Below are 21571 nucleotides of genomic sequence, written 5' to 3'. Positions count from 1 at the left end.
AAGACAAGTTAGTGTGATGTAAAACTTATAAACCACATTTTTCACGTGTCATAAAAAGCGAGGGCTTCTTTCGCTAACTTTCAACACTCGGTGTTTAACAAACGTTTTACTCCCTCGAAAGTGCGAAAACAGAAGGGTTGGACTATTTTGATAATAAGAGTAATAAATGATTGACCTTACCCTTAGGTTAACCTTTAGAATCGAAGGGTTTTCATCATTTTCATCAAACACATGGGAAAGGGTATGCACTTAAAATCGCTGCATACAATCTGGTTAACTCTCTTCACGACACTAGTGCTATTGGTATCTAGTGTGGCGAACAGTGAGCCGTTGATGAATATTCAAATGATGTCTACTGGCATGGCTCACCATCCTTCTATGATGAGTGACAGCGAGCACTGCGGTATGCCTGGTATGATGGACGTCTCCATGACTGACGGTTCTATGTCCGAAGATGGCGATGCAAGAGAAACCAGCATGAACTGTGGTGGAGGCTCTGGCATGATTCATACCTGCTGCACTGCCGCGTGTACGATAGTTTTCGTCCCCCTACCGAATCCTATCAATAGCCCAATGCCCGTTGTCTATCGCGCAACCATTACTCCTGAAGTTGCTTCCCCAGTCGTACACGTCAGCCGCGACCTGTACCGACCTCCTATAGCCTAAATCCGTCCTAGCATTCGACCCTGCGCGTGTATCGCAGGTTGTTTTAATGCGCCTGAACGATGAGGTAACAAGGCTTTACTGTTCCCGCAATAAAATCCGCACCTCCATCGATCCGGCGAACACTGGATTTAGATTATGGATATCAAACCATACCGCTTAGCTGCACCTATTTTTATGGTGGCTCTGGTCGCTGCGCCTACCTTGGTTAACGCCGCAGGAAAAGAGACGCACGCAGCGCAAAATTCCGCATCAAGTGAGCGAGCTTCAACGACCAAGCTTACCCAACTGATCAACGTCGCTTTGAGTAACGATGGCAATCGCAAGCAATACTCTGCGCAATCTGCTGCCATGCGTGAAACGGGCGTCGCGAGTGCGACCTTGATGGACCCAAAACTGAAAGTGGGTTTTGGTGGCTTGCCTGTCGACAGCTTCAAATTCGATGAAGACCCAATGACCAACATCTCCGTTGGTTTAATGCAACAGTTTGAGCGTGGCTCTACCCTTGATTTACAGCAGAAGAAAGCCAATCAACAAGCCGACGGCCTTGGGCTTCAAGTCCATGCTCGTGAGCTTGAGGTAGCCAACAGCATGACTCAACTTTGGTTAGAACTTGGTTACCAGCAACGCGCGGAGCAAATCATGCTTGAGAACCGCAAGTTGATGAAGGAAATGGAAAGCTTTATTCAAACCAACTATTCGATTGGTAAGAGTGAAGCGCAAGATCTGCTCAACGCCCAGCTTCAAGTCAGCAAGTTGGATGAGAAACTGCAAGCCAATGCACAAATGCAACGTCGTCTTATCTCTCAACTCTCCGAATGGTTGGGGTCAGATTGGTTGGCGAATGAACAGGCTCTGCACGCGAGCAATCAACTTAATTGGGACACACTGAACAGCAAACTTGCTGCGAGTCAGGGTTCCACCAAGCATTATCAGCAACTCAGCCAACACCCGATGGTTAAGATGGCCGACGTCAGCATTTCTGCCAATAAAACTCAGGTGGAAATTGCTGAGCAAGCCTACAACCCACAATTTGGCGTCGAAGTAATGTACGCCTACCGCCAAGCCGACAACATGATGGGTGAGCCAGCATCAGATTTGGTCAGCGCTTACCTCACCATGGACATTCCGCTGTTTACGGGTGACCGCCAAGATCGCAATCTTGCTGCCGCTCAATACCAAGTTGGCGCGGCACAATCACAAAAGGACACCTTACTAACGCAGATGAATGCCAAGGTGAACACTTTGCTGGTTGATCGCGGCAACTTAACCCAGCGTTTAGAACGGTATCAATCCACCTTATTACCTCAAGCGAAAGCGCGCATTCAAGCCGTTGAGCGAGGTTATCAAAACAACACAGCGCAGTTTAACGATGTGATTTCTGCCACGACTGACGAGTTGGCTCTGCAATTAGAGCAACAACGTCTGCTGACCGATCTCAACATCGCAAACAGCAATTTAGCCACCCTACTCGGTGGTTTCGACTACCAAGTCGCTTCACCAGAAGCTCGCTCTATTTCGACATATTAATTTGTGATTCCCCAAGACAGTTGGGGCTACAGCTAGGCGGCAAACGAGAGAATCCCATGAGCATAGATCTGCTATGTGACTTGGGTGAACGAGAGCAGGCAACAACGCTGTAGCGTCAAATGTGAAGGGGAAAATAAGGTAAAACAATGAAAACATTACAAGTTGCAACCATCGCGCTGATTGTTGGTGGTGCTTTAGGGTTTGGTGCTAATCATTTTCTTACGGGCTCGGCTCACGACATGAGTGCGATGGGTGGCGAATCTGCTGCAAGCTCTAATGATCCACTTTACTGGGTTGCCCCAATGGACCCGAACTACAAACGCGACAAACCGGGTAAATCCCCAATGGGCATGGATTTGATTCCGGTTTACGCAGAAGACCTATCCGGTGAACAAGATGCACCAGGTACAGTGACTATTGACCCTTCAGTAGAAAATAACCTCGGGGTTAAAACCGCAAATGCGGCACTACAACAGCTATCACCACGTATCGAAACGGTTGGTTATATTGCCTTTGATGAAAGTCTGTTATGGCAAACCAACGTTCGTGTGGCGGGTTGGGTAGAAAAACTCTACATCAATGCCGTGGGTGAGAAAGTGAAGAAAGGCGATGTGCTTTTCACTCTCTACTCTCCTGAACTGGTTAAAGCACAAGAAGAATTGCTGAATGCGTACCGCACTGGCCGCAAAGGTCTTGTAAAAGGCGCAACCGAACGCTTGGTAACGCTTGGGGTTGACCGTGCTCAAATCAAATCCATTACTCGTAGTGGTAAAGCATCGCAAACCATTGAAATCAAAGCGCCTGCTGATGGCGTTATCGCGAGCTTAAACGTGCGTGAAGGTGGCTATTTGTCCCCTGCTCAAGCGGTGATCAGTGCAGGTCCTTTGGACAATGTTTGGGTTGATGCAGAAGTCTTTGAGCGTCAAGCACACTGGATGAAAGCGGGCTCTCAAGCCACGATGACCCTTGACGCGATTCCGGGCAATGAATGGCAAGGTGTCGTGGATTACGTGTACCCAATCCTCGATCCGAAAACACGTACGTTGCGTGTGCGCCTTAAATTCCCTAACCCAGATGGCGCATTGAAGCCAAACATGTTCGCCAACATTGCCCTTCAGCCTGTCACTGACGACGCAGTGTTAACGATTCCTAAGTCCTCCGTCATTCGTTCCGGTGGTATGACTCGTGTGGTTCTGGCTGAAGGCGACGGCAAATATCGCTCAGCTCGAATTGAAGTTGGCCGTGAGGCTGGAGAACAAATCGAAGTATTACAAGGACTTAAACAAGGCGATAAGATCGTTACTTCATCTCACTTCATGCTCGATTCTGAATCAAGCCAGTCGGCGGATCTGTCTCGCATCAATGGTGTAGAAGCAGCGGCAGAAACAGCATGGGCCAAAGGTGAAATCACAGACGTAATGAAAGATCACCGCATGCTGACCATCAACCACCAGCCTGTACCAGAATGGGATTGGCCGGGCATGGTAATGAACTTCACTTTCGCAGATGGCGTTGAAATGGGTGACTTGAAAAAAGGTCAGGCTATCGAATTTGAAATGCAAAAGACGGAGTCCGGTCAGTACCAAATCATCGACTATAAGGCAGACAACAGCGTCATTGCCGCAGAAGTTTGGCTAACTGGTGACATTAGCATGCTGATGGCTGATTTTGGCATGATCACCTTAAACCACCTACCAGTTGCAGAATGGAACTGGGATGCTGGCGAGATGAACTTCTCTGTGGGTGAAGACGTTGATCTATCGGGTTTTGAAGAAGGACAGAAAGTTCGGTTTCTAGTTGAAAAACAAGGATCTGACTACGTTCTTAAACAGCTAGTTCCTGCAACATCAGCCGTCGAGGGTTAATTATGATCAATGCTATTATTCGTTGGTCACTGAGCAACCGATTCCTAGTGTTGGTCGCGACCTTAGCCCTTGTATTAGGCGGACTTTACAGTGTAAAGAATACGCCTGTTGATGCGATTCCGGATCTTTCTGATGTGCAAGTGATCATCAAGACAAGCTATCCGGGTCAAGCTCCTCAAGTCGTCGAGGATCAAGTTACTTACCCACTCACCACCGCCATGCTTGCCGTGCCGGGTGCTGAGACAGTTCGTGGCTACTCTTTCTTTGGTGACTCTTACGTTTATATCATTTTCAACGATGATACCGACATGTACTGGGCACGTTCACGCGTGTTGGAGTACTTGAGCCAAGTAGCACCAAAGCTGCCACCGAACGCAAAACCAACCCTAGGTCCTGATGCAACGGGCGTGGGCTGGGTTTACAGCTACGTATTACAAGACAAAACTGGCAAACATGATTTGGCGGATCTTCGCAGCCTGCAAGATTGGTTCTTGAAGTACGAATTGCAAACCGTTGATGGCGTTTCTGAAGTTGCGACCGTGGGCGGTATGGTGAAGCAGTATCAAGTGCAGATTGATCCTGCCAAGCTGCGTGCGTACAACCTCACTTTGCAACAAGTGAACATGGCAATCCAAAACGGCAACCAAGAAACCGGCGCGTCCGTTATCGAAGTTGCGGAAGCCGAACACATGGTTCGTACCACGGGTTACCTAACCAGCATTGAAGACATCAAATCACTGCCTCTCAAAGTCACCGAGAAAGGCACGCCGTTGCTATTAGGTGATATCGCAGACATTAACCTTGGTCCACAAATGCGCCGTGGTATCTCAGAGCTGAATGGCGAAGGTGAAGCGGTAGGTGGTGTTATCGTGATGCGCTTTGGTGAGAACGCCAGTGAAGTGATTGCGAAAGTCAAAGACAAACTCGCAGACCTACAACGCAGCCTACCAGAAGGCGTGGAAATTGTTGCAACCTACGACCGCTCTACCCTTATCGATTCAGCGGTAGAAAACCTATGGAAGAAGCTTGCAGAAGAGTTCATCGTCGTTGCGATTGTGTGTGCGCTGTTCTTGTTCCACATTCGTTCTTCATTGGTTATCGCTCTGAGTCTACCGGTCGGTATTCTCACTGCGTTTATCGTAATGCATTGGCAAGGCATCAATGCCAACATCATGTCCCTTGGTGGTATCGCGATTGCCATCGGTGCCATGGTGGATGGTGCAATCGTGATGATTGAAAACGTTCACAAGCACATTGAACGAACGCCACTGACCGACAAAAACCGCTGGCAAGTAATAGGTAAAGCCGCAGAAGAGGTCGGCGCACCGCTGTTCTTCTCATTGCTGATCATCACTCTTAGCTTCGTACCAGTGTTCGCCTTAGAAGGCCAAGAAGGCAAGATGTTCTCGCCACTTGCTTTCACTAAGACTTACGCCATGGCAGCGGCAGCAGGTTTGGCAATCACACTCGTGCCTGTTCTTATGGGCTACTTCATTCGCGGTAAGGTGTTACCGGAACACAAAAACCCAGTTAACCGTGGTTTGGTCGCGTTGTATCGCCCGCTGTTGAACATCAGCTTAAAATACCCTAAGGCCATGATTGTTATCGCATTAGGTCTAATGGCGTCGGCTTACTACCCAACCAGTAAACTGGGTAGCGAGTTCATCCCTCCGCTGGATGAAGGAGACTTGATGTACATGCCAACAACCTATCCGGGTATCTCAATTGGTAAAGCACGCGAGCTTCTACAACAAACCAACAAGCTGATCAAAACCGTTCCAGAAGTGAAAACCGTATGGGGCAAGATTGGCCGAGCTGAGACCGCAACCGATCCAGCGCCACTCACCATGATTGAAACCGTGATTCAGTTGAAGCCACGCGATCAATGGCGTGAAGGGGTAACGACCGAGTCACTACGCAAAGAGTTCGACAAACTGGTTCAGTTCCCTGGTCTTACTAATGCTTGGGTAATGCCGATCAAAACGCGTATCGACATGCTGGCAACGGGCATCAAAACCCCTATCGGCATTAAAATCGCGGGTCCTGACCTGAAAGTGATTGAGAAGATCGGCTCTCAGCTGGAGCCAATTCTTAATGGCGTACAAGGTACAGCATCGGTTTATGCGGAACGTGTAGCAGGTGGTCGTTATGTCACGATCGACATTAAACGTCGTGCCGCAGCGCGTTACGGCTTGAGCATCAAAGACGTTCAGCAGGTGATCTCGACCGCGGTGGGCGGCATGAATGTAGGTGAAACCATCGAAGGCTTGGAGCGTTACCCAATCAACGTTCGTTACCCACAAGACTACCGTGATTCAGTGGTTAAACTGCAAAATCTACCATTGGTGACACCAAATGGTGCTCGTATTGCGCTGGCTGACGTAGCGGACATTCGTTACGAAGACGGCCCTCCAATGATTAAAACGGAAAACGCGCGTCCAAACGGCTGGGTATTCGTCGATATCGATGGTCGTGACCTTGGTTCTTACGTCGTAGAAGCGCAACAAGTCGTGGCCGATCAGTTGGAGCTTCCTGCGGGTTACTCACTGGCTTGGTCTGGTCAATACGAATACATGGAACGTGCGAAAGACCGCTTGAGTGTCGTGGTGCCAATCACCATTGCCATCATTATGCTGCTGCTTTACTTCAGCTTCCGTCGTGTCGGCGAAGTAATGATCATCATGCTTACGCTACCGCTCGCTATGGTCGGTGGTTTGTGGCTCATGCATATCCTCAACTACAACTTCTCGATTGCCGTCGGGGTCGGCTTTATTGCCCTAGCAGGCGTCGCGGTTGAAATTGGGGTCATCATGCTCGTCTACCTAAACCAAGCATGGCACTACAAAAAACTCGATGCAGAAGAGAGCCAACAGAAGCTTGAGGCGAAAGACCTAACCGATGCCATTCGTGAAGGTGCAGGCCTGCGTGTCCGCCCAGTAATGATGACGGTACTGACGGTCATTATTGGTCTGATTCCGATCATGTACGGCGAAGGTACAGGATCAGAAGTCATGCAACGTATCGCCGCGCCAATGATTGGCGGTATGGCATCGGCACTGCTGCTGACGCTGTTGGTACTTCCAGCCATCTTCAAGCTGTGGAAACAACGTGAGTTGCGCCCAAACAACTCAACTCCGAGCCAAACAAGCACGCAAACTGGCAACAAGGCTTAATCCCTACCTTCCCCTCAATCAATTCGTTTGGGGGGAAGCAACCAAGTTATTAATGAATTAAAACAAGGATATAAAAATGAAAAAGACACTAATCACTCTTGCTCTAGCCCTAACAACAACGACTGCGTTTGCCCAAATGGATCATTCAAACATGGACCACGCGAACATGGATCATGGCAATATGAAGCATGAAAATATGGACCACGGCAGCATGAAGATGGACCACAGTAAAATGGACCATTCAAACATGATGGATATGCCGGGCATGTCGGCAGTAGGTATGCCAGCAAAAGGCGCAAAACCAGACAAGGTGGTACACGTTATCTTGGGTGATGACATGACCATCAAGTTCAAGAAAGACGTAAAGATTGAACCAAGCGATGTGGTGCAATTTGTCGTGATGAACACCGGTAAGATCAACCACGAGTTCACAATCGGTTCGGCTAAAGAGCAGCTAGAACATCGCGAAATGATGAAGACGATGAGCGGCGATCACATGCATGACTCAGGCAACGCAGTTACGGTAGAACCAGGTAAAGCGAAGCAATTACTGTGGCACTTCCACGGTGACAACAAGGTTGAGTTCGCGTGCAACATTCCGGGCCATGCAGAATCGGGCATGGTTAAAAAGATTGAACTGTAAGTAATTATCCAAATAGACAAAGGAGCTGATGATTCAGCTCCTTTTATTTCTGGATCAAACTATTCGTTAGCTCATGATAAGAAATTCTGAGCCAGTGTCTCTCGCTAAGATATTTTTGTGACCGAATCACCGACGTAATATATAAGCCAAACTACAGGCCTTGATAGCAACACTCTTCTCCCCATATTGAGACCGTTTAAGCGTATTGCAAAGAATCCTACATAAAATAGACATAGATTTAACAGTGTTTAGAGTATTGGCTCGTTATAGTTTACGTGACATCGCTACCGTGCGAACTAAAACTAAAATTGAAGAACACGATCCATGAAAAAGTTATTTTTGTTGGCTGGGCTAATGGTTTGCTCAACCCTAAGTTACGCGTCCCAACTGAATGAGGACATTTCTCTCCTCGAGCAACAAACCTCAAGCAGAATTGGGGTGTCAGTTTGGGATACCCAAGCAGACGAGCGTTGGGATTACCGTGGCGACGAACGCTTCCCACTCATGAGCACATTCAAAACCCTAGCTTGTGCCAAAATGCTAAGTGATATGGACAGCGGTAAGCTAAGTAAAAATGCGACCGCAAAAGTCGATGAGCGCAGTATCGTTGTATGGTCTCCAGTGATGGATAAGCTCGCAGGCCAAAACACACGTATAGAGCACGCGTGTGAAGCCGCTATGTTAATGAGTGATAATACCGCAGCCAACTTAGTATTAAATGAAATTGGCGGCCCTAAGGCCGTAACAATGTTTCTGCGAACAATTGGAGATAAAGCAACGCGCCTAGACAGAATAGAACCTCGCTTGAACGAAGCCACACCAGGCGACAGCCGCGACACAACTACACCTAACGCCATACTAAACACTCTTCGAACTTTGGTCGAAGGCGAAACGTTGTCTTATGAGTCTCGTGTACAATTAAAAATCTGGATGCAGGACAACAAAGTTTCAGACTCGTTAATGCGTTCTGTATTACCAACAGGTTGGTCTATTGCAGACCGTTCTGGTGCGGGAGGTCATGGTTCGCGTGGCATTAACGCGATTATATGGAAGGAAAATCATCGACCTGTTTACATTAGTATTTATGTCACAGAAACCGAGCTCTCACTTCAAGCTAGGGACCAACTCGTTGCGCAGATAAGTCAGTTGATTTTACAAAAGTACAAAGACAATTAAGTCTCTACTCACCTGACCCCATTTGTATCCTTTTCTAGCCCTTCTCTTCCAGAAGGGCTCATTCTGTACTTCCATCTTAAAAACACCACTTATTGAGTAATGACTTACTTATAAATAGGTATAAGATTTACTTATTTAGGGTGAGTTAACGCCCACATTAAGCAACCAAACGCACACAAACGGCGATAATTAAACCATACTCTTACCAAGAAGCACATTTTCTACAAAATAGCTTCACGTAATTTATTGTTGGTATTTGCAACATTGCCAAGGAGATGTCTATTGAGACTTGAAAGAACTTTTAACCCTGATGACTTATCGATGCAAAACATGGAAAGTCCGATATGTATGCCGATAGGGTTTGTTCACTTTTTAGCTCAATCGGAAACACTACAGCAAGTACTTGATACGGTGGCAGAATGGATAAATCGTATATTTAATTCTGACCGTGCGAGTATCACACTTTATGAAAACAATGATCATCTAAAGGTCTACTCTTTCTCTGGTAGTAAAGCGATTCCCGCTGAATTTTTAGTGCCCATTCATCAAGCGTTTGTTGGCCGAGTGTTCAAAAAGCAACAACTGATGATCTGCGATGATGTTACGCAATCTGATGAGATCGATTGTATGATGCTCGCATCCAATGGTATGGGTACGTGTATGGACGCGCCGTTAATGCACGGTAAAGTCTGCCTAGGAACGCTTAATGTTGCGCATCATCAAACGCACATTTACACAAACGAACAAGCGGCACAGCTTCAGTGCATCGCTAATTGGATTGCTTTAAACATTGCCCTTCATATACAGATTATGAAGATGGAGCACCTCGCCACGACGGATGATCTAACAGGTATTCCAAACCGCAGAGAGTTCATGCGACAAATCGAAAGCCGCCTAAATGAATACCGAACCCAGGGCATTGACTTCCATGTTGCTATTTTAGATCTCGACAATTTTAAAAGCCTCAATGACCGATTTGGTCATGACGCAGGCGATAAATCACTGATCCATGCAGTTAATACTATTAAAAGTCATCTACTTGATTGTGACTTACTTGCCAGAGTTGGCGGTGAAGAGTTTGCCATCGTATTAAGAAGTCGCTCATCACAGCAAGCTCTAGACACATTAGAAACGATTCGTAATGCACTAGAAACGACGACCGTTCAACATTCAGGTTGTGATATGAGCTTCACCGCGAGTATTGGGGTAACTCAAGTCTGTCGTCTCGACGACTCATTTGAACCATTAGTTAAACGCGCCGACTTAGCACTTTACAAGGCAAAAGAAACTGGAAGAAATCGCGTTGAGTTTCATATTGGTGAAGAAAGGTAGAAAAAATAAAAAAAGGTAGCGACTCATTGCGCTACCTTTTATCGATTCTAACCCGCTTAAAATAACTAATACGAACTTTAAGCCAGTTAAAAATAAGAATGAGCAAATTTAATTATGCTTTCTTAAGATCTTTAGCTGGGTAAGTTAGTGTTTTTTCGCCTGCTTTTACATGTGTGTAAAAACCGCCACTGCTTAAACCTGTAACAACCATTTCGCCAAGATCGATACCTTTAGTCGCTACTACTACGTCACCGATTGAAAACATATTGAATACCTTGTTTGTTTAGATTAAGACACTAAGTCGTTGCGCGGTATTTAATACGATATTAGGCAAAGCACCTAATCGAGTTTTTTATCGTAAAGATTAATTTATATTTGTCGTGAACTCTAAGTTTCCACATTGAAAATCACAGGATATTTTCCAAAAAAAGATGCGCTATTCTTGTGAAATACGGTAATATTTTCTAGCATCAAGTGCGGAGGTATTCTCCGCCCTCATTGGAGAAAAATGATGAAGAAAGGCCTAAAAATGCGTGCATTAGAGCGTTCTGATTTGCGCTTTATTCATGAACTGAATAACAACCGAAATATCATGGCCTACTGGTTCGAAGAACCTTACGAGTCTTATGACGAGCTCGAAGAACTTTATCGAAAACATATACATGATGACGCTGAAAGGCGTTTTGTCGTCGAAGATGAAGGCGGCATCGTAATTGGCTTAGTTGAGCTGATCGAGATTAACTACATTCACCGCAGCGCGGAATTTCAGATAATCATCGCCCCAGAGCATCAAGGCCGAGGTTATGCGACAGAGATGATTAATCGTGCGTTAGATTACTCATTCTCAATTCTTAATCTACGTAAAATCTACTTATTAGTCGCAGTGGATAACGAAGTCGCTATTCACTTATACAAAAAATGCGGCTTTATCGAAGAAGGTCACCTTGTAGAGGAATACTTTATTAACGGCGCTTACAGCGATGTTAAGCGCATGTATATATTAAAACACCAATACCAGAAAAAGATCGAAGAAAACAACTCAATTCACTAGTTCATTCTATCAAAGTAAAAACGCAGCTATTTGGGCTGCGTTTTTATTTATTCAAATTGATATTGATATGATAATACGATGCGCTTGTCTGCTTCATCCAAATAGGTGTTGTTGTCCATGACAAACGTCATTACGTTAAAAGAGTGGCGTTTGATCACGAGGTAACCAAGGCCGATACCACCAAAGAAGCCTTTGTAGTTCTCTCCTTCACTGTTTTCTGAGCCGTAAGTGCCTGCTGCGAAGCTGATTAACGTCAGCTCTTTGGTAAACGATTTCAGCGCAAATGCACCAACGTAACCGCTACTGCCTGAAGAGCTCATCATATTGAAGCCATTCTCTGCACTTGGCGTACCCGTAAAGTTAGGCTCGCTACAGAGACTACTTTCTGCACCGTCACAAACAGGAACATCACCAGTGTTGTACGTATAGCCTGCCATTGGGAAAATTTGGAAGCCTGCTGGCTCAATCCCGAAATAACTTAGCGGCATAAAGGTACCAACGCTGTAGTTGGTTTGATCCGCGCCGTTTACGTATTCATTTTTACCGAAGTTGAAGTTCACGATACCGACCGGAAACAGCCACGAGCCACCAATACGCCACTCGCTCGCATCATCATTGATACGCAGGTTAATTTTGCGCGCTTGGTCAAGCGCAAGTGAGCCCGAGAATGAGATGTTTTGATCATCAAAATCGTAGTTGTTTGCGTAAGACGCGCCAAATTTCGTGATGACTTTTGTTGGGTCATCCGCCAACTTGTTTTTATTGCCTTTTACTCGATGCTCGGCACCATCAGCCAACGTACTGACCAACAAAGTCGTACACACTAACGCTAGTTTGTTTTTCATTTTTTAGTCCTTTGAGATGTTGAATACCCGCACTTAGCTGCGCAGATATTTTTTGAATCATCACTCACTGGATGTGACAGAAGCGCCCTAACTACCTTAGATGGCGTGACAGCATCCAGTGCAGGTAGTTAGGGTAGAATGGCCTGTAAGGAAGGCGTTTTAGCGATTAGGAATGATTAGTTTTTCCAGTTGTAGCTCATGCTCATGAAGTACAGCGCAGGCTCATCAAAACCAGCTTGTAAGCGTGGCGTTTCTGACGATTCCATCAAGATCGCTTCAAACGCGAAACCAATTGAGTTTTCTGAATCCAATTTGTAATCAATGCCTGTACCAATGCGGTACGCCTTGCCAGTAGGAACGGTAATGTCACCGTTTGATTGACTTTCATACATGCTGGTATCGAATGCAAAACCTGCATTCCACATCATTTTTTCATTCAGTTTGTACTGAGTACCCAATGCGATTTGGTAAGTGTCTTGTGTCTCTACGTTCAGCGTGGTTGTATATTCGCTCCAGTCTTGCCAGTTCACGTTCCACATCACCGCTAGGTCATCATTCACTTCGTGGTAAGCACTGAAGATCAGTTGTTGTGGAGCAATGGAGTTACTATTGTCGAATTCAAATTCGGTTTCAGAAGAGTAAGACAGGCCAAGACGCGTGCCTGGTGTTGCCTCATAAAGCACACCTACTCGGCCGTTGACCTGAGTATCTTGGTCTTCGTCATTGAAGTTCAAGACTCCCTTCGTTTCCACTTCATACATACCGTACTGAATACCAAGCGCCGCACCCACAGACCAGTGATCATTGATGCGGTAAGAAGCGGAAGGTTGAATGGTTAAGGCTTGCGTCGTTGCTGTAGGAATATCTAAATGATTATCCAAAAGACCTTCGTACTCGAGGCCAAGGCCGTAGTTGCCATACAGACCAATACCCAGCGTCCATTTGTCGTTTACTTGTTGGCTGTAAAATGCCGACGCCATAGGAACAAAACCAATCACGTTGCCCGCATCGCCAGTCATCGTGTCTAGTTGCGCGTCACCGTAAAGGCCAATCAGGTTACCAGAGAAAGATTTACCAGAAACATTCGCCAGACCAGCCGGGTTTGCTGCCATTACTGAGGCATCTTGCGCACGAGCCGCCATACCAGCGGATGCCAAACCAATGTCCGATGCAGTTGTTTCGTAAAGGTATAACCCACCCGCTTGCGCAGCAGCACACGTCAGTAGAGAGCTCGCTACGACGATTTTTGAAAGATTTTTCATGCTAAAACCTATTATTGTTTGGGGAACCCACGCTGCGACGGTGGTTGTATATCAATGAAAGGCATTGGCCAATCGCACACAGCGTGGGGGTGTTGTGGAGTCAGTCAGTTGAAATCAGCGTTATTGCTCGCTCACCTCAAGTTCAGTGGGTTTCTTTCGCTTAAACTTCTCGCGCAGAGATTGCATCATCACGAAGAACACTGGCGTCAGTAACGTGCCTACAAACGTAGAGAGAATCATGCCGCCGAATACTGCAAAGCCCAGTGAGTGACGAGATGCCGCACCGGCACCCGATGCAATCACCAACGGGAATACCCCCCAAATGAAGGCGAATGCGGTCATCTGTACTGCACGGAAACGAATTCGAGCAGCTTCTTTGGCAGCATCAATGATGGATAAGCCCTTTTCTTCTCGCAGAACTTTGGCAAATTCCACGATAAGAATCGCCACTTTGGCGGACATACCGATCAAGATGACCACACCAATCTGCACGTACAAATCGAACGGTTGTCCCACCAGCAGTAGCGTGCCCATTGCGCCGAGAATCGCGACTGGAACCGCCATCATTACCGCAGCAGGAATAGTCCAGCTTTCGTACTGAGCCACCAAGAACAAGTAGGTGAACAGCAAAGACAATGCGAACGCGATTGGCGCCATGTTGCCTGCTTTCATCTCTTGGTAAGTCATGCCTGACCACTCGTACGAGTAACCACTTGGCAAAGATTCCGCAGCCAGTTTTTCAATGGCTTTTACAACATCACCCGAGCTGTAACCTGGCGCTGGCGCACCGTTCACGGTTGCAGAACTGAACATGTTGTAGTTCGATAAGGTATCAGGGCCGAAGATCGGCTTCACTTTCACTAGCGTTGCCAGTGACACCATTTTTCCAGAGCTTGAGCGAACAAACAGATGGTTGATGTCGTCGATATTGTCACGGTATTGCTCTTCTGCTTGCACTTTCACTTGGTACGAACGACCAAACAAGTTGAAGTCAGAAATGTAGGCGCCGCCCAACTGTGCTTGCAGTGTGCTGAAGATTTCATTCAACGGTACGCCCATCGAAATCGCTTTATCGCGATCAATATCGATGTAACGTTGCGGAATATTCGCACGGAAAATCGAGAACGCACGTGCCACTTCAGGCAGTTGGTTGATTTGGGCAACAAAATCAGCGGTTGTTTTTGCCAACTCTTGTGGAGAACGGCCCAAGTTGTCTTGCAGCACAAGGTTGAAACCATCTACCGCACCCATACCTTTGATTGCCGGCGTCGCGAAAACGAACGAAGCGGCATCTGGCATTGAGTTCAGCATTTGGTTAACTTTATTCATCAATGCGCGTTGGTGTAGCTCAGGGTCTTTACGTTTGCTCCAGTTATCCAGTTTGATGATCAACATGCCCGAGTTTGGAATCGACGCCATGTTAATTACCGAGAAGCCCGCAACCGAAACCACGTTCTCCACACCTTCCATCTGTTTTAGTTCATCAACGTACTTCTTCATTAATGGTGCAGTACGCTGCAATGCTGCTGCGTCTGGCAAACGCATTTCGACCATGAACACGCCTTTATCTTCGTTCGGTACGAAAGAGGAAGGTACGGTCATGAACGCAAACGCCAGCACCGCAATAAGCGCGCCATACACACCGATACTCAGCACAATACGACGGCTCAAGAGGCCAACTAAACCTTGGTATTTGCGCGTTATTGCTTCAAAACCTCGGTTAAACGCACGCAAAGGCGCAATAGGTTGCGAGTGAGTAGATTTCAACATCAACGCACAAAGCGCTGGCGTTAACGTTAATGCGTTGATCGCAGAGATCAGCACCGACACACAGATGGTGACTGCGAACTGGTTGAACATTCGACCGGAAATACCCGGCAATAGCGCAACCGGTACGAATACCGCCAACAAAATAAGCGTTGTTGCCAATACTGGCCCCGTCACTTCTTTCATAGCTTGGATCGTGGCCGGAATCGGGTCTAAATGCTCTTCATGGATAACCCGCTCCACGTTCTCTACCACGATGATCGCATCGTCCACCACGATACCGATGGCGAGGATCAAGCCAAACAACGAGATCGTGTTAATGGTCATGCCCATCACGCCCATGATTGCGAACGTCGCAATGATGGAAACCGGAATCGCTAAGGTTGGAATGATGGTCGCTCGCCAGTTCTGCAAGAAAACGTACACAACGAAGGTGACAAGAAGTACCGCAATCACCAGCGTCTCGTAAACTTCATCAATCGACGTCTCTACGTATTCAGTAGAGTCATAAGCGATGTCATAGACCAAATCATCAGGAAACGATTTTTCGTACTCCGTCATGGCCTCTTTCACGCGTTCCATCACGTCTAGCGCGTTCGCGGTCGGTAACTGGTACAAGGCCAGAACGGCGGCTGGTTCGTTATTCATACGACCATCAGCTTCGTAACCTTGTGCGCCAACTTCCACACGAGCCACATCTTTCAAGCGAATCAAAGAACCTTTCTTGCTCGCACGAATGATGATGTTCTCGAACTCTTCCGCAGAAGTGAGTCGACCTTTGGTTTGCAAAACATATTGATATTGCTGATCACCTGGAGCTGGCATACCACCGATCTTACCCGCCGCCACTTGGATGTTTTGCGTTTTAATTGCGCCAATAACATCGCTAGCAGAAAGCTTCAAGGTAGCCAGTTTATTTGGGTTCAACCAAATTCGCATTGAGTAGTCTTTCTTACCCAGAAGCGTAATGTCACTCATACCTTCGATACGTTTTAGACGCTCGACAATATTGAGATCCGCGTAGTTAGAAAGGTAGATACTGTCGTGAGACTGTTTCGGAGAACGCAGTGTGATAACGCCCAGCATGTCGGAAGATTTCTTCTTAACCGTCACACCGATTTGGTTTACTTCTTGTGGTAGAGACGACGTCGCCTGTGCCACCAAGTTGTTCACACGAACCTGCGCCATATCGCCATCTGCGCCCACTCGGAAGTAAATACGCAATGTGTATGAGCCATCGTTACCAATCACAGAAGACATGTAAATCATGTCTTCAACGCCGTTGACTTTGGCTTCTATCGGTTGTGCTACGGTCTTTTTAACCACGTCCGCGTTTGCACCCGGATACATGGTGCTCACCGTAATTACCGTTGGAGAGATTTGAGGATACTCAGAAATTGGCAAGACTTTCAGGGCGATCATACCCATCAATGTCATCGCCAGTGAGATCACCAAAGCAAACTTCGGCCGGTGAATGAAAAATTTACTTAACATCAGTACTCACTCAGCCTTGTTCACTCTGTAGTTCAACGTCTTTCACCGTTGCACCCGGACGCACTTTTTGTAGACCATTGACGATGACTTTTTCGTTAGCCGCCAAGCCAGTCAGCACAGCACGTTTCACACCGTAGGTCTGACCGAGTTCAACGTTACGACGTGACACCACGTGATCATCACCAACCACCATGACGTAGTCACCCGCTTGGTCTTGCTGAACAGCCGCCGATGGGATAAGCAAACCATCAATGGTTTTGTTGCGCAGCTTGATGGTCAAGTTGCCATATTCACCCGGCATAAGCGCGTAAGTTGGATTATCGAATTGTGCTTCTGCTCGAATTGAGCCTGTTTCTAAATCGATCTTATTGCCAACGGCGTAGATCTTGCCATCAAGCGGATACAATGAACCGTCTGAAAGGGTCAGTGTTAAATCAACATCCAGTTTGTCATCGTTACGATGAGCCACATCAATCGCACTTCTTACGCGGCGGTAGAGCTTCTCATCCACATCAAAGCCAAAGCGAATTGGGTCTACTTGAGTGATCGAAACAAGAGGAACGAGTTGAATTTTCGAAATACGGTCACCTACTCGGAAGTTGCTGAAACCCACACGACCAGAGAAAGGAGCACGCACAGAGCTAAATTCAAGATCGAGCCTTGCTGAAACCAGCGTCGCTTTCGCCTCTTCTACCGAAGCAATCGCTGCGGCGTGCGCAGCAATGGCGTCATCGTATCGCTGCTCACTGATGCTTTTATCTTTGATGAGTTTCTTCACACGTTCTGCATCACGCGTAGTTTGAACGAGTTGTGCTTTTGCTTTTTGCAACGACGCTTTTGCATACGCCAGTGCCGCTTTGTAAGGACGGTCGTCGATTTCAAACAGCAATTGGCCTTTTTCGACCATATCGCCATCTTTAAAATGAATCGCGGTTAATTCGCCACCGACTCGCGGCATAATATCAACGTCATTTACCGCTTCAGTTCGACCGATAAAATTATGATAAGGAGTGATTTTTGTTTCGGTTAGGGTAACGGTTTCAACAGAGGGTGCTTGGGCTGTTTTCGTTGCGATATCGCCAGTTTTGCATCCTGATAGTAATGCAGAAGATATAGCAATAGATACCAACGCAAATTTATATTTGGCTTTCATGATAAACCTACTTTATGTAGAAAGTGCTTTGGCCTAAATATTTAAATATATGGATAAACACACTTTCTATTCTGGAAATAAACGAGGGAGTTAGAATTGGTAGTTAAATTCGATGCGGTGATCACCATCACCGAAATTAACGTGATCATTCCAGTTTGCAAAGTAACGAATATTTGCGCGAGGATTAATTTGATAAGACAACGCAAACTCATGAGCCAAGATATTATCTTCACCCGCATAATAAGTATCTTTATATTGACTAGACCCTGACAACGTATGCATATACATTGGGTTGTAGTTAATCCAGATTTTATCGGTTAATTCAATTTTTGAGTACATACCCACAACAGTGAAAGTACCTGGAATTTCATAACCTTTGTCATCACCACTAAAATCATTAGCAATAGTGACACCCGCACCAGCTAAAGGAAATAGCTGCAACATACCAAACTTAGGTAGACCTTGAATAAAGCTATAAGATGCATCTAATTTATCGTTATCAACGTCGTAGTTTACATCTAATTGACGGCCTAGACCTTTTGCGACTTCTACTTGGAAATTACGTAGTCGGAAAGAGTCAATGCTGTCATCAACGTTGCCATATATTGGATCGTCATTGTCGCGAATGCCAAATAGCTCACCACCAATGCCTTTCATTTCAATGATGTTCATCGCCATGGTACCAGGCTGGCTAGATTGGTAAGTTTGACCGATTTTGATGTTCGCGCCTTTATCAGTAATACCAAAGCCAGCTTGGGTGTATACCGCAAGTGGGTCAGACATATCTTGTAGTTCTTCGTTATTGTTTGTCTGCGCATAGGCAGAAGACGCGAGTTGTAGGGCTGCAACCATAATGGCAACAGACGGTTTCACTAAATTCATAAAACTGTATCCATTTTAATGATTATAAAATTATTCACGTCATGAGGTCATCATAAATAGCAAGCAACACAACTCGCTTTGGATAACATAAATTATCAAAGCAAATTCAATAATGACGAAACATTCGACGCTTTAATTAAAATAAAATAAAGCATCGTAAAAGTTCAATCACCGCTACTTATATCTTATATAACTTGAAATTTGGTAATGCTAACGAAGAAGGAAATATTAAAACTTATTAAAATTCAATTATCATTAGAACAAATGATTAATTAATCTTACCATATAAATAGAGAGTGCAATGGATTTATGTGATCACGTTCAATGTTTCATTTCGATCGTACAACACTCTTCATATTAATTAGAAAATTATAATAATTTAAAAAAACCTTAGTTTGATTAGCCCCGCATCAGATTAGAATAGTAGCCCTATAATAAATAAAAAGGGAATCACTCTCTGTGATTCCCTTTTATTATCGAGCGATAAAGCGCCGATGCATTTCGATAACTAAAACGCAAACAATTCGCACTATTGCAGTTTCTCTATTCCCATATTGAACAGTGCAAAACTATAAATATCTGCATTTGTCTCAATTATTTTACGCGTTGGTGTGCCTGCACCATGTCCTGCATTGGTTTCGATGCGAATTAAGGTCGGATTTGAACCCGCTTGCTTCGATTGCAACTCAGCAGCAAATTTGTATGAGTGAGCAGGAACAACACGGTCATCATGATCACCGGTTGTAATCAATGTTGCTGGGTATTCCACCCCCGCCTTTACATTGTGCACCGGCGAATAACTTTTCAGATATTGGAACATCTCTTTACTTTGCTCTGCCGTGCCGTAGTCATACGCCCAACCAGCACCTGCGGTAAAAGTATGGTAACGCAGCATATCCAGTACGCCGACTGCTGGCAGCGCCACTTTAAACAGCTCTGGACGTTGCGTCATAACGGCCCCTACTAACAAGCCACCATTCGATCCACCGTTAATGGCTAACTTGTTTGATGACGTTACCTTTTCATCAATTAGGAATTCAGCCGCAGCAATAAAGTCATCAAACACATTTTGCTTTTGCATTTGAATGCCAGCGTTGTGCCATTCTTTGCCATATTCCCCACCACCACGAATGTTCGCTACCGCGTAAACACCACCAAGCTCTAACCAAGCCGCACGTGTCGGGCTAAAAGATGGCGTGAGGCTAATGTTGAAACCGCCATAACCATATAGGATGGTTGGTGCACTGCCGTCCATCGGTGTCCCTTTTTTATAGGTGATGATCATCGGCACTTTTGTTCCGTCTTTTGAGGTGTAAAACACCTGGCGAGATTCATACAAAGCAGGATCAAATGGCGCTTTAGATTTGTAGTACACCTCGCTATCACCGTCTTTGATGTTCAGACGATAGGTCGTGCTTGGCATCTTGTAGTTGGTGAAAGAATAGTAGACTTCGGTTTCTTCTTTTTTCCCCGAGAAACCGTATGCGCTGCCAATATCAGGCAATTTGATTTCTCGGATGAGTTTGCCGTTCATGTCGTATTGCTTCACCATCGAGATCGCATCAACAATATAGCTCGCAAACAAATTGCCACCCGCGGTAGAAACACGTAACACGTTCTTTGTTTCAGGAATCACATCTTTCCAGTTTTTGGGCTGCGGCTGACTCGCATCCACCGTCACGACGCGTTTGTTCGGCGCATTAAGGTTCGTAACCAAGTACAGTTTCGTGCCTTGGTTGTCTATCACCCAAGTATCAGAACTGGTGTTATCTAAAATGGTTTTCAGCGGGCTATTTGGCTTACTCAGGTCTTTGAAGAACAGTTTGTTACCCGACGTCGATACGCTGGCTGAGATAAACAAGTAGCGTTCATCTTCCGACGTGTAACCCCCAACGTAGCGATACTTTTCGTCCTTTACACCACCGAAAATTAATTGGTCTTCACTTTGTTTCGTTCCAAGTTTATGAAAGTAGAGCTTGTGTTGGTCTGTCTTCGCGGAAAGTTCACTCCCTTTTGGCTTGTCATAACTTGAGTAATAGAAACCTTGATTGCCGAGCCAACTGATGCCACTGAACTTAATATCCACCAGCGTTTCGCCGACGGGCTTTTTGGTTTCTGTGTCTAACACAATGACTTTGCGCCAATCGCTACCGCCTTCCGAAATGCTGTATGCAACCAAAGAACCATCACGTGAAAAGCTCACTCCCGCTAACGATGTGGTGCCATCTTCACTAAAAGTATTTGGATCGAGGAAAATTTCTGCTTCGCCATCACCTAACTTCCGATAAAGCACATCTTGGTTTTGTAGCCCGTCATTTTTGTAGAAATAAGTGAACTTACCCTCTTTGAACGGTTGGCTTTGCTTTTCGTAATCCATGAGCTTAGTAATGCGCTCTTCAATCTGCTCGCGGTAAGGGATTTTCGACAGATAATCAAACGTCACTGCATTTTGTGCCTTAACCCATTCTGCGGTTTCTGGGCTGAGATCGTCTTCCAACCAGCGATAAGGATCACTCACTTTTGTACCAAAGTAGTCATCGACAACATCCACTTTTTGTGTGGTTGGATACGTGATGGTTTTCGGGGTTACCTGTTCAACCGACGATTGCGCCGCTTCATTTGCATACGCCACAGACAACACACTTCCGAGTGCGAGAGCCGTTGTGAGTGCTAGGGTGTTCTTTTTCATGAAATTCCTTTTTATTTTTCTGTTGTCTTTTTGTGCAATACATCAG

General features: G+C 45.9%; 15 protein-coding genes. 8 read left to right on the top strand and 7 right to left on the bottom strand.

Features of this window, described 5'->3' with window-relative positions; all coding sequences use genetic code 11:
- Positions 1 to 243 precede the first annotated feature (243 nt).
- From R7Q38_RS02840 to R7Q38_RS02810, 7 genes are all read left to right on the top strand, one after another.
- A complete protein-coding gene (locus R7Q38_RS02840) occupies positions 244 to 666 on the top strand; it encodes a hypothetical protein (RefSeq protein ID WP_138939632.1) in 423 nt (140 codons plus the stop codon).
- Positions 667 to 801: 135 nt separating this feature from the next.
- Positions 802 to 2193: a TolC family protein gene (locus tag R7Q38_RS02835; protein WP_318114032.1), complete on the top strand. Its 1392-nt coding sequence runs from the start codon at positions 802 to 804 to the stop codon at positions 2191 to 2193.
- Positions 2194 to 2339: 146 nt separating this feature from the next.
- Entirely contained in the window at positions 2340 to 4058 is a 1719-nt protein-coding gene (locus R7Q38_RS02830) for an efflux RND transporter periplasmic adaptor subunit (RefSeq protein ID WP_318114031.1), read from the top strand.
- Positions 4059 to 4060: 2 nt separating this feature from the next.
- Entirely contained in the window at positions 4061 to 7231 is a 3171-nt protein-coding gene (locus R7Q38_RS02825) for an efflux RND transporter permease subunit (RefSeq protein ID WP_318114030.1), read from the top strand.
- A gap of 76 nt (positions 7232 to 7307) precedes the next feature.
- Positions 7308 to 7874 (top strand): copper-resistant cuproprotein CopI, encoded by a 567-nt coding sequence (gene copI, locus R7Q38_RS02820; protein ID WP_318114027.1) that lies wholly within the window; start codon positions 7308 to 7310, stop codon positions 7872 to 7874.
- Positions 7875 to 8198: 324 nt separating this feature from the next.
- Positions 8199 to 9050 (top strand): carbenicillin-hydrolyzing class A beta-lactamase CARB-42, encoded by an 852-nt coding sequence (locus tag R7Q38_RS02815; protein ID WP_005375420.1) that lies wholly within the window; start codon positions 8199 to 8201, stop codon positions 9048 to 9050.
- Between the two features lie 282 nt (positions 9051 to 9332).
- Positions 9333 to 10382, top strand: coding sequence for a sensor domain-containing diguanylate cyclase (locus tag R7Q38_RS02810; protein WP_021707655.1), 1050 nt, complete (start codon positions 9333 to 9335; stop codon positions 10380 to 10382).
- A 112-nt stretch (positions 10383 to 10494) separates the two neighbouring features.
- On the opposite strand, the gene R7Q38_RS02805 is transcribed toward R7Q38_RS02810, so the two are convergent.
- Positions 10495 to 10647, bottom strand: coding sequence for a hypothetical protein (locus tag R7Q38_RS02805; RefSeq protein WP_005375418.1), 153 nt, complete (start codon positions 10645 to 10647; stop codon positions 10495 to 10497).
- A 246-nt stretch (positions 10648 to 10893) separates the two neighbouring features.
- On the opposite strand from R7Q38_RS02805, the gene speG reads away from it, so the two are divergent.
- A complete protein-coding gene (gene speG, locus R7Q38_RS02800) occupies positions 10894 to 11433 on the top strand; it encodes a spermidine N1-acetyltransferase (RefSeq protein WP_318114094.1) in 540 nt (179 codons plus the stop codon).
- A 47-nt stretch (positions 11434 to 11480) separates the two neighbouring features.
- Here speG and R7Q38_RS02795 read toward each other — a convergent pair whose 3' ends face one another.
- The 6 genes from R7Q38_RS02795 to R7Q38_RS02770 form a co-directional block, all read right to left on the bottom strand.
- The gene (locus tag R7Q38_RS02795; RefSeq protein WP_318114025.1) at positions 11481 to 12278 is read right to left on the bottom strand and encodes a hypothetical protein; all 798 of its coding nucleotides are present in this window, start codon (positions 12276 to 12278) and stop codon (positions 11481 to 11483) included.
- A 176-nt stretch (positions 12279 to 12454) separates the two neighbouring features.
- On the bottom strand, positions 12455 to 13540 hold the full coding sequence (locus R7Q38_RS02790) for an OmpP1/FadL family transporter (protein ID WP_024701438.1): 1086 nt from the start codon (positions 13538 to 13540) through the stop codon (positions 12455 to 12457).
- A gap of 120 nt (positions 13541 to 13660) precedes the next feature.
- A complete protein-coding gene (vmeQ, locus tag R7Q38_RS02785) occupies positions 13661 to 16801 on the bottom strand; it encodes an efflux RND transporter permease subunit VmeQ (RefSeq protein WP_225473252.1) in 3141 nt (1046 codons plus the stop codon).
- 10 nt (positions 16802 to 16811) lie between these two features.
- Positions 16812 to 17954: an efflux RND transporter periplasmic adaptor subunit gene (vmeP, locus tag R7Q38_RS02780; protein WP_213893308.1), complete on the bottom strand. Its 1143-nt coding sequence runs from the start codon at positions 17952 to 17954 to the stop codon at positions 16812 to 16814.
- A gap of 90 nt (positions 17955 to 18044) precedes the next feature.
- Positions 18045 to 18836, bottom strand: coding sequence for a hypothetical protein (locus R7Q38_RS02775; RefSeq protein WP_213873891.1), 792 nt, complete (start codon positions 18834 to 18836; stop codon positions 18045 to 18047).
- Between the two features lie 529 nt (positions 18837 to 19365).
- Positions 19366 to 21525 carry a prolyl oligopeptidase family serine peptidase gene (locus tag R7Q38_RS02770; protein WP_054577082.1) on the bottom strand — a complete coding sequence of 720 codons (2160 nt, stop codon included), beginning with the start codon at positions 21523 to 21525 and terminating at the stop codon, positions 19366 to 19368.
- Between the last annotated feature and the right edge of the window lie 46 nt (positions 21526 to 21571).

The organism is Vibrio sp. Vb0598, from assembly GCF_033338935.1.
In the GTDB taxonomy this organism is placed as follows: Bacteria; Pseudomonadota; Gammaproteobacteria; order Enterobacterales; family Vibrionaceae; genus Vibrio; species Vibrio alginolyticus.
Note: the sequence above shows the minus strand (reverse complement) of the source record. Positions and strands in the feature narration are given on the sequence as shown.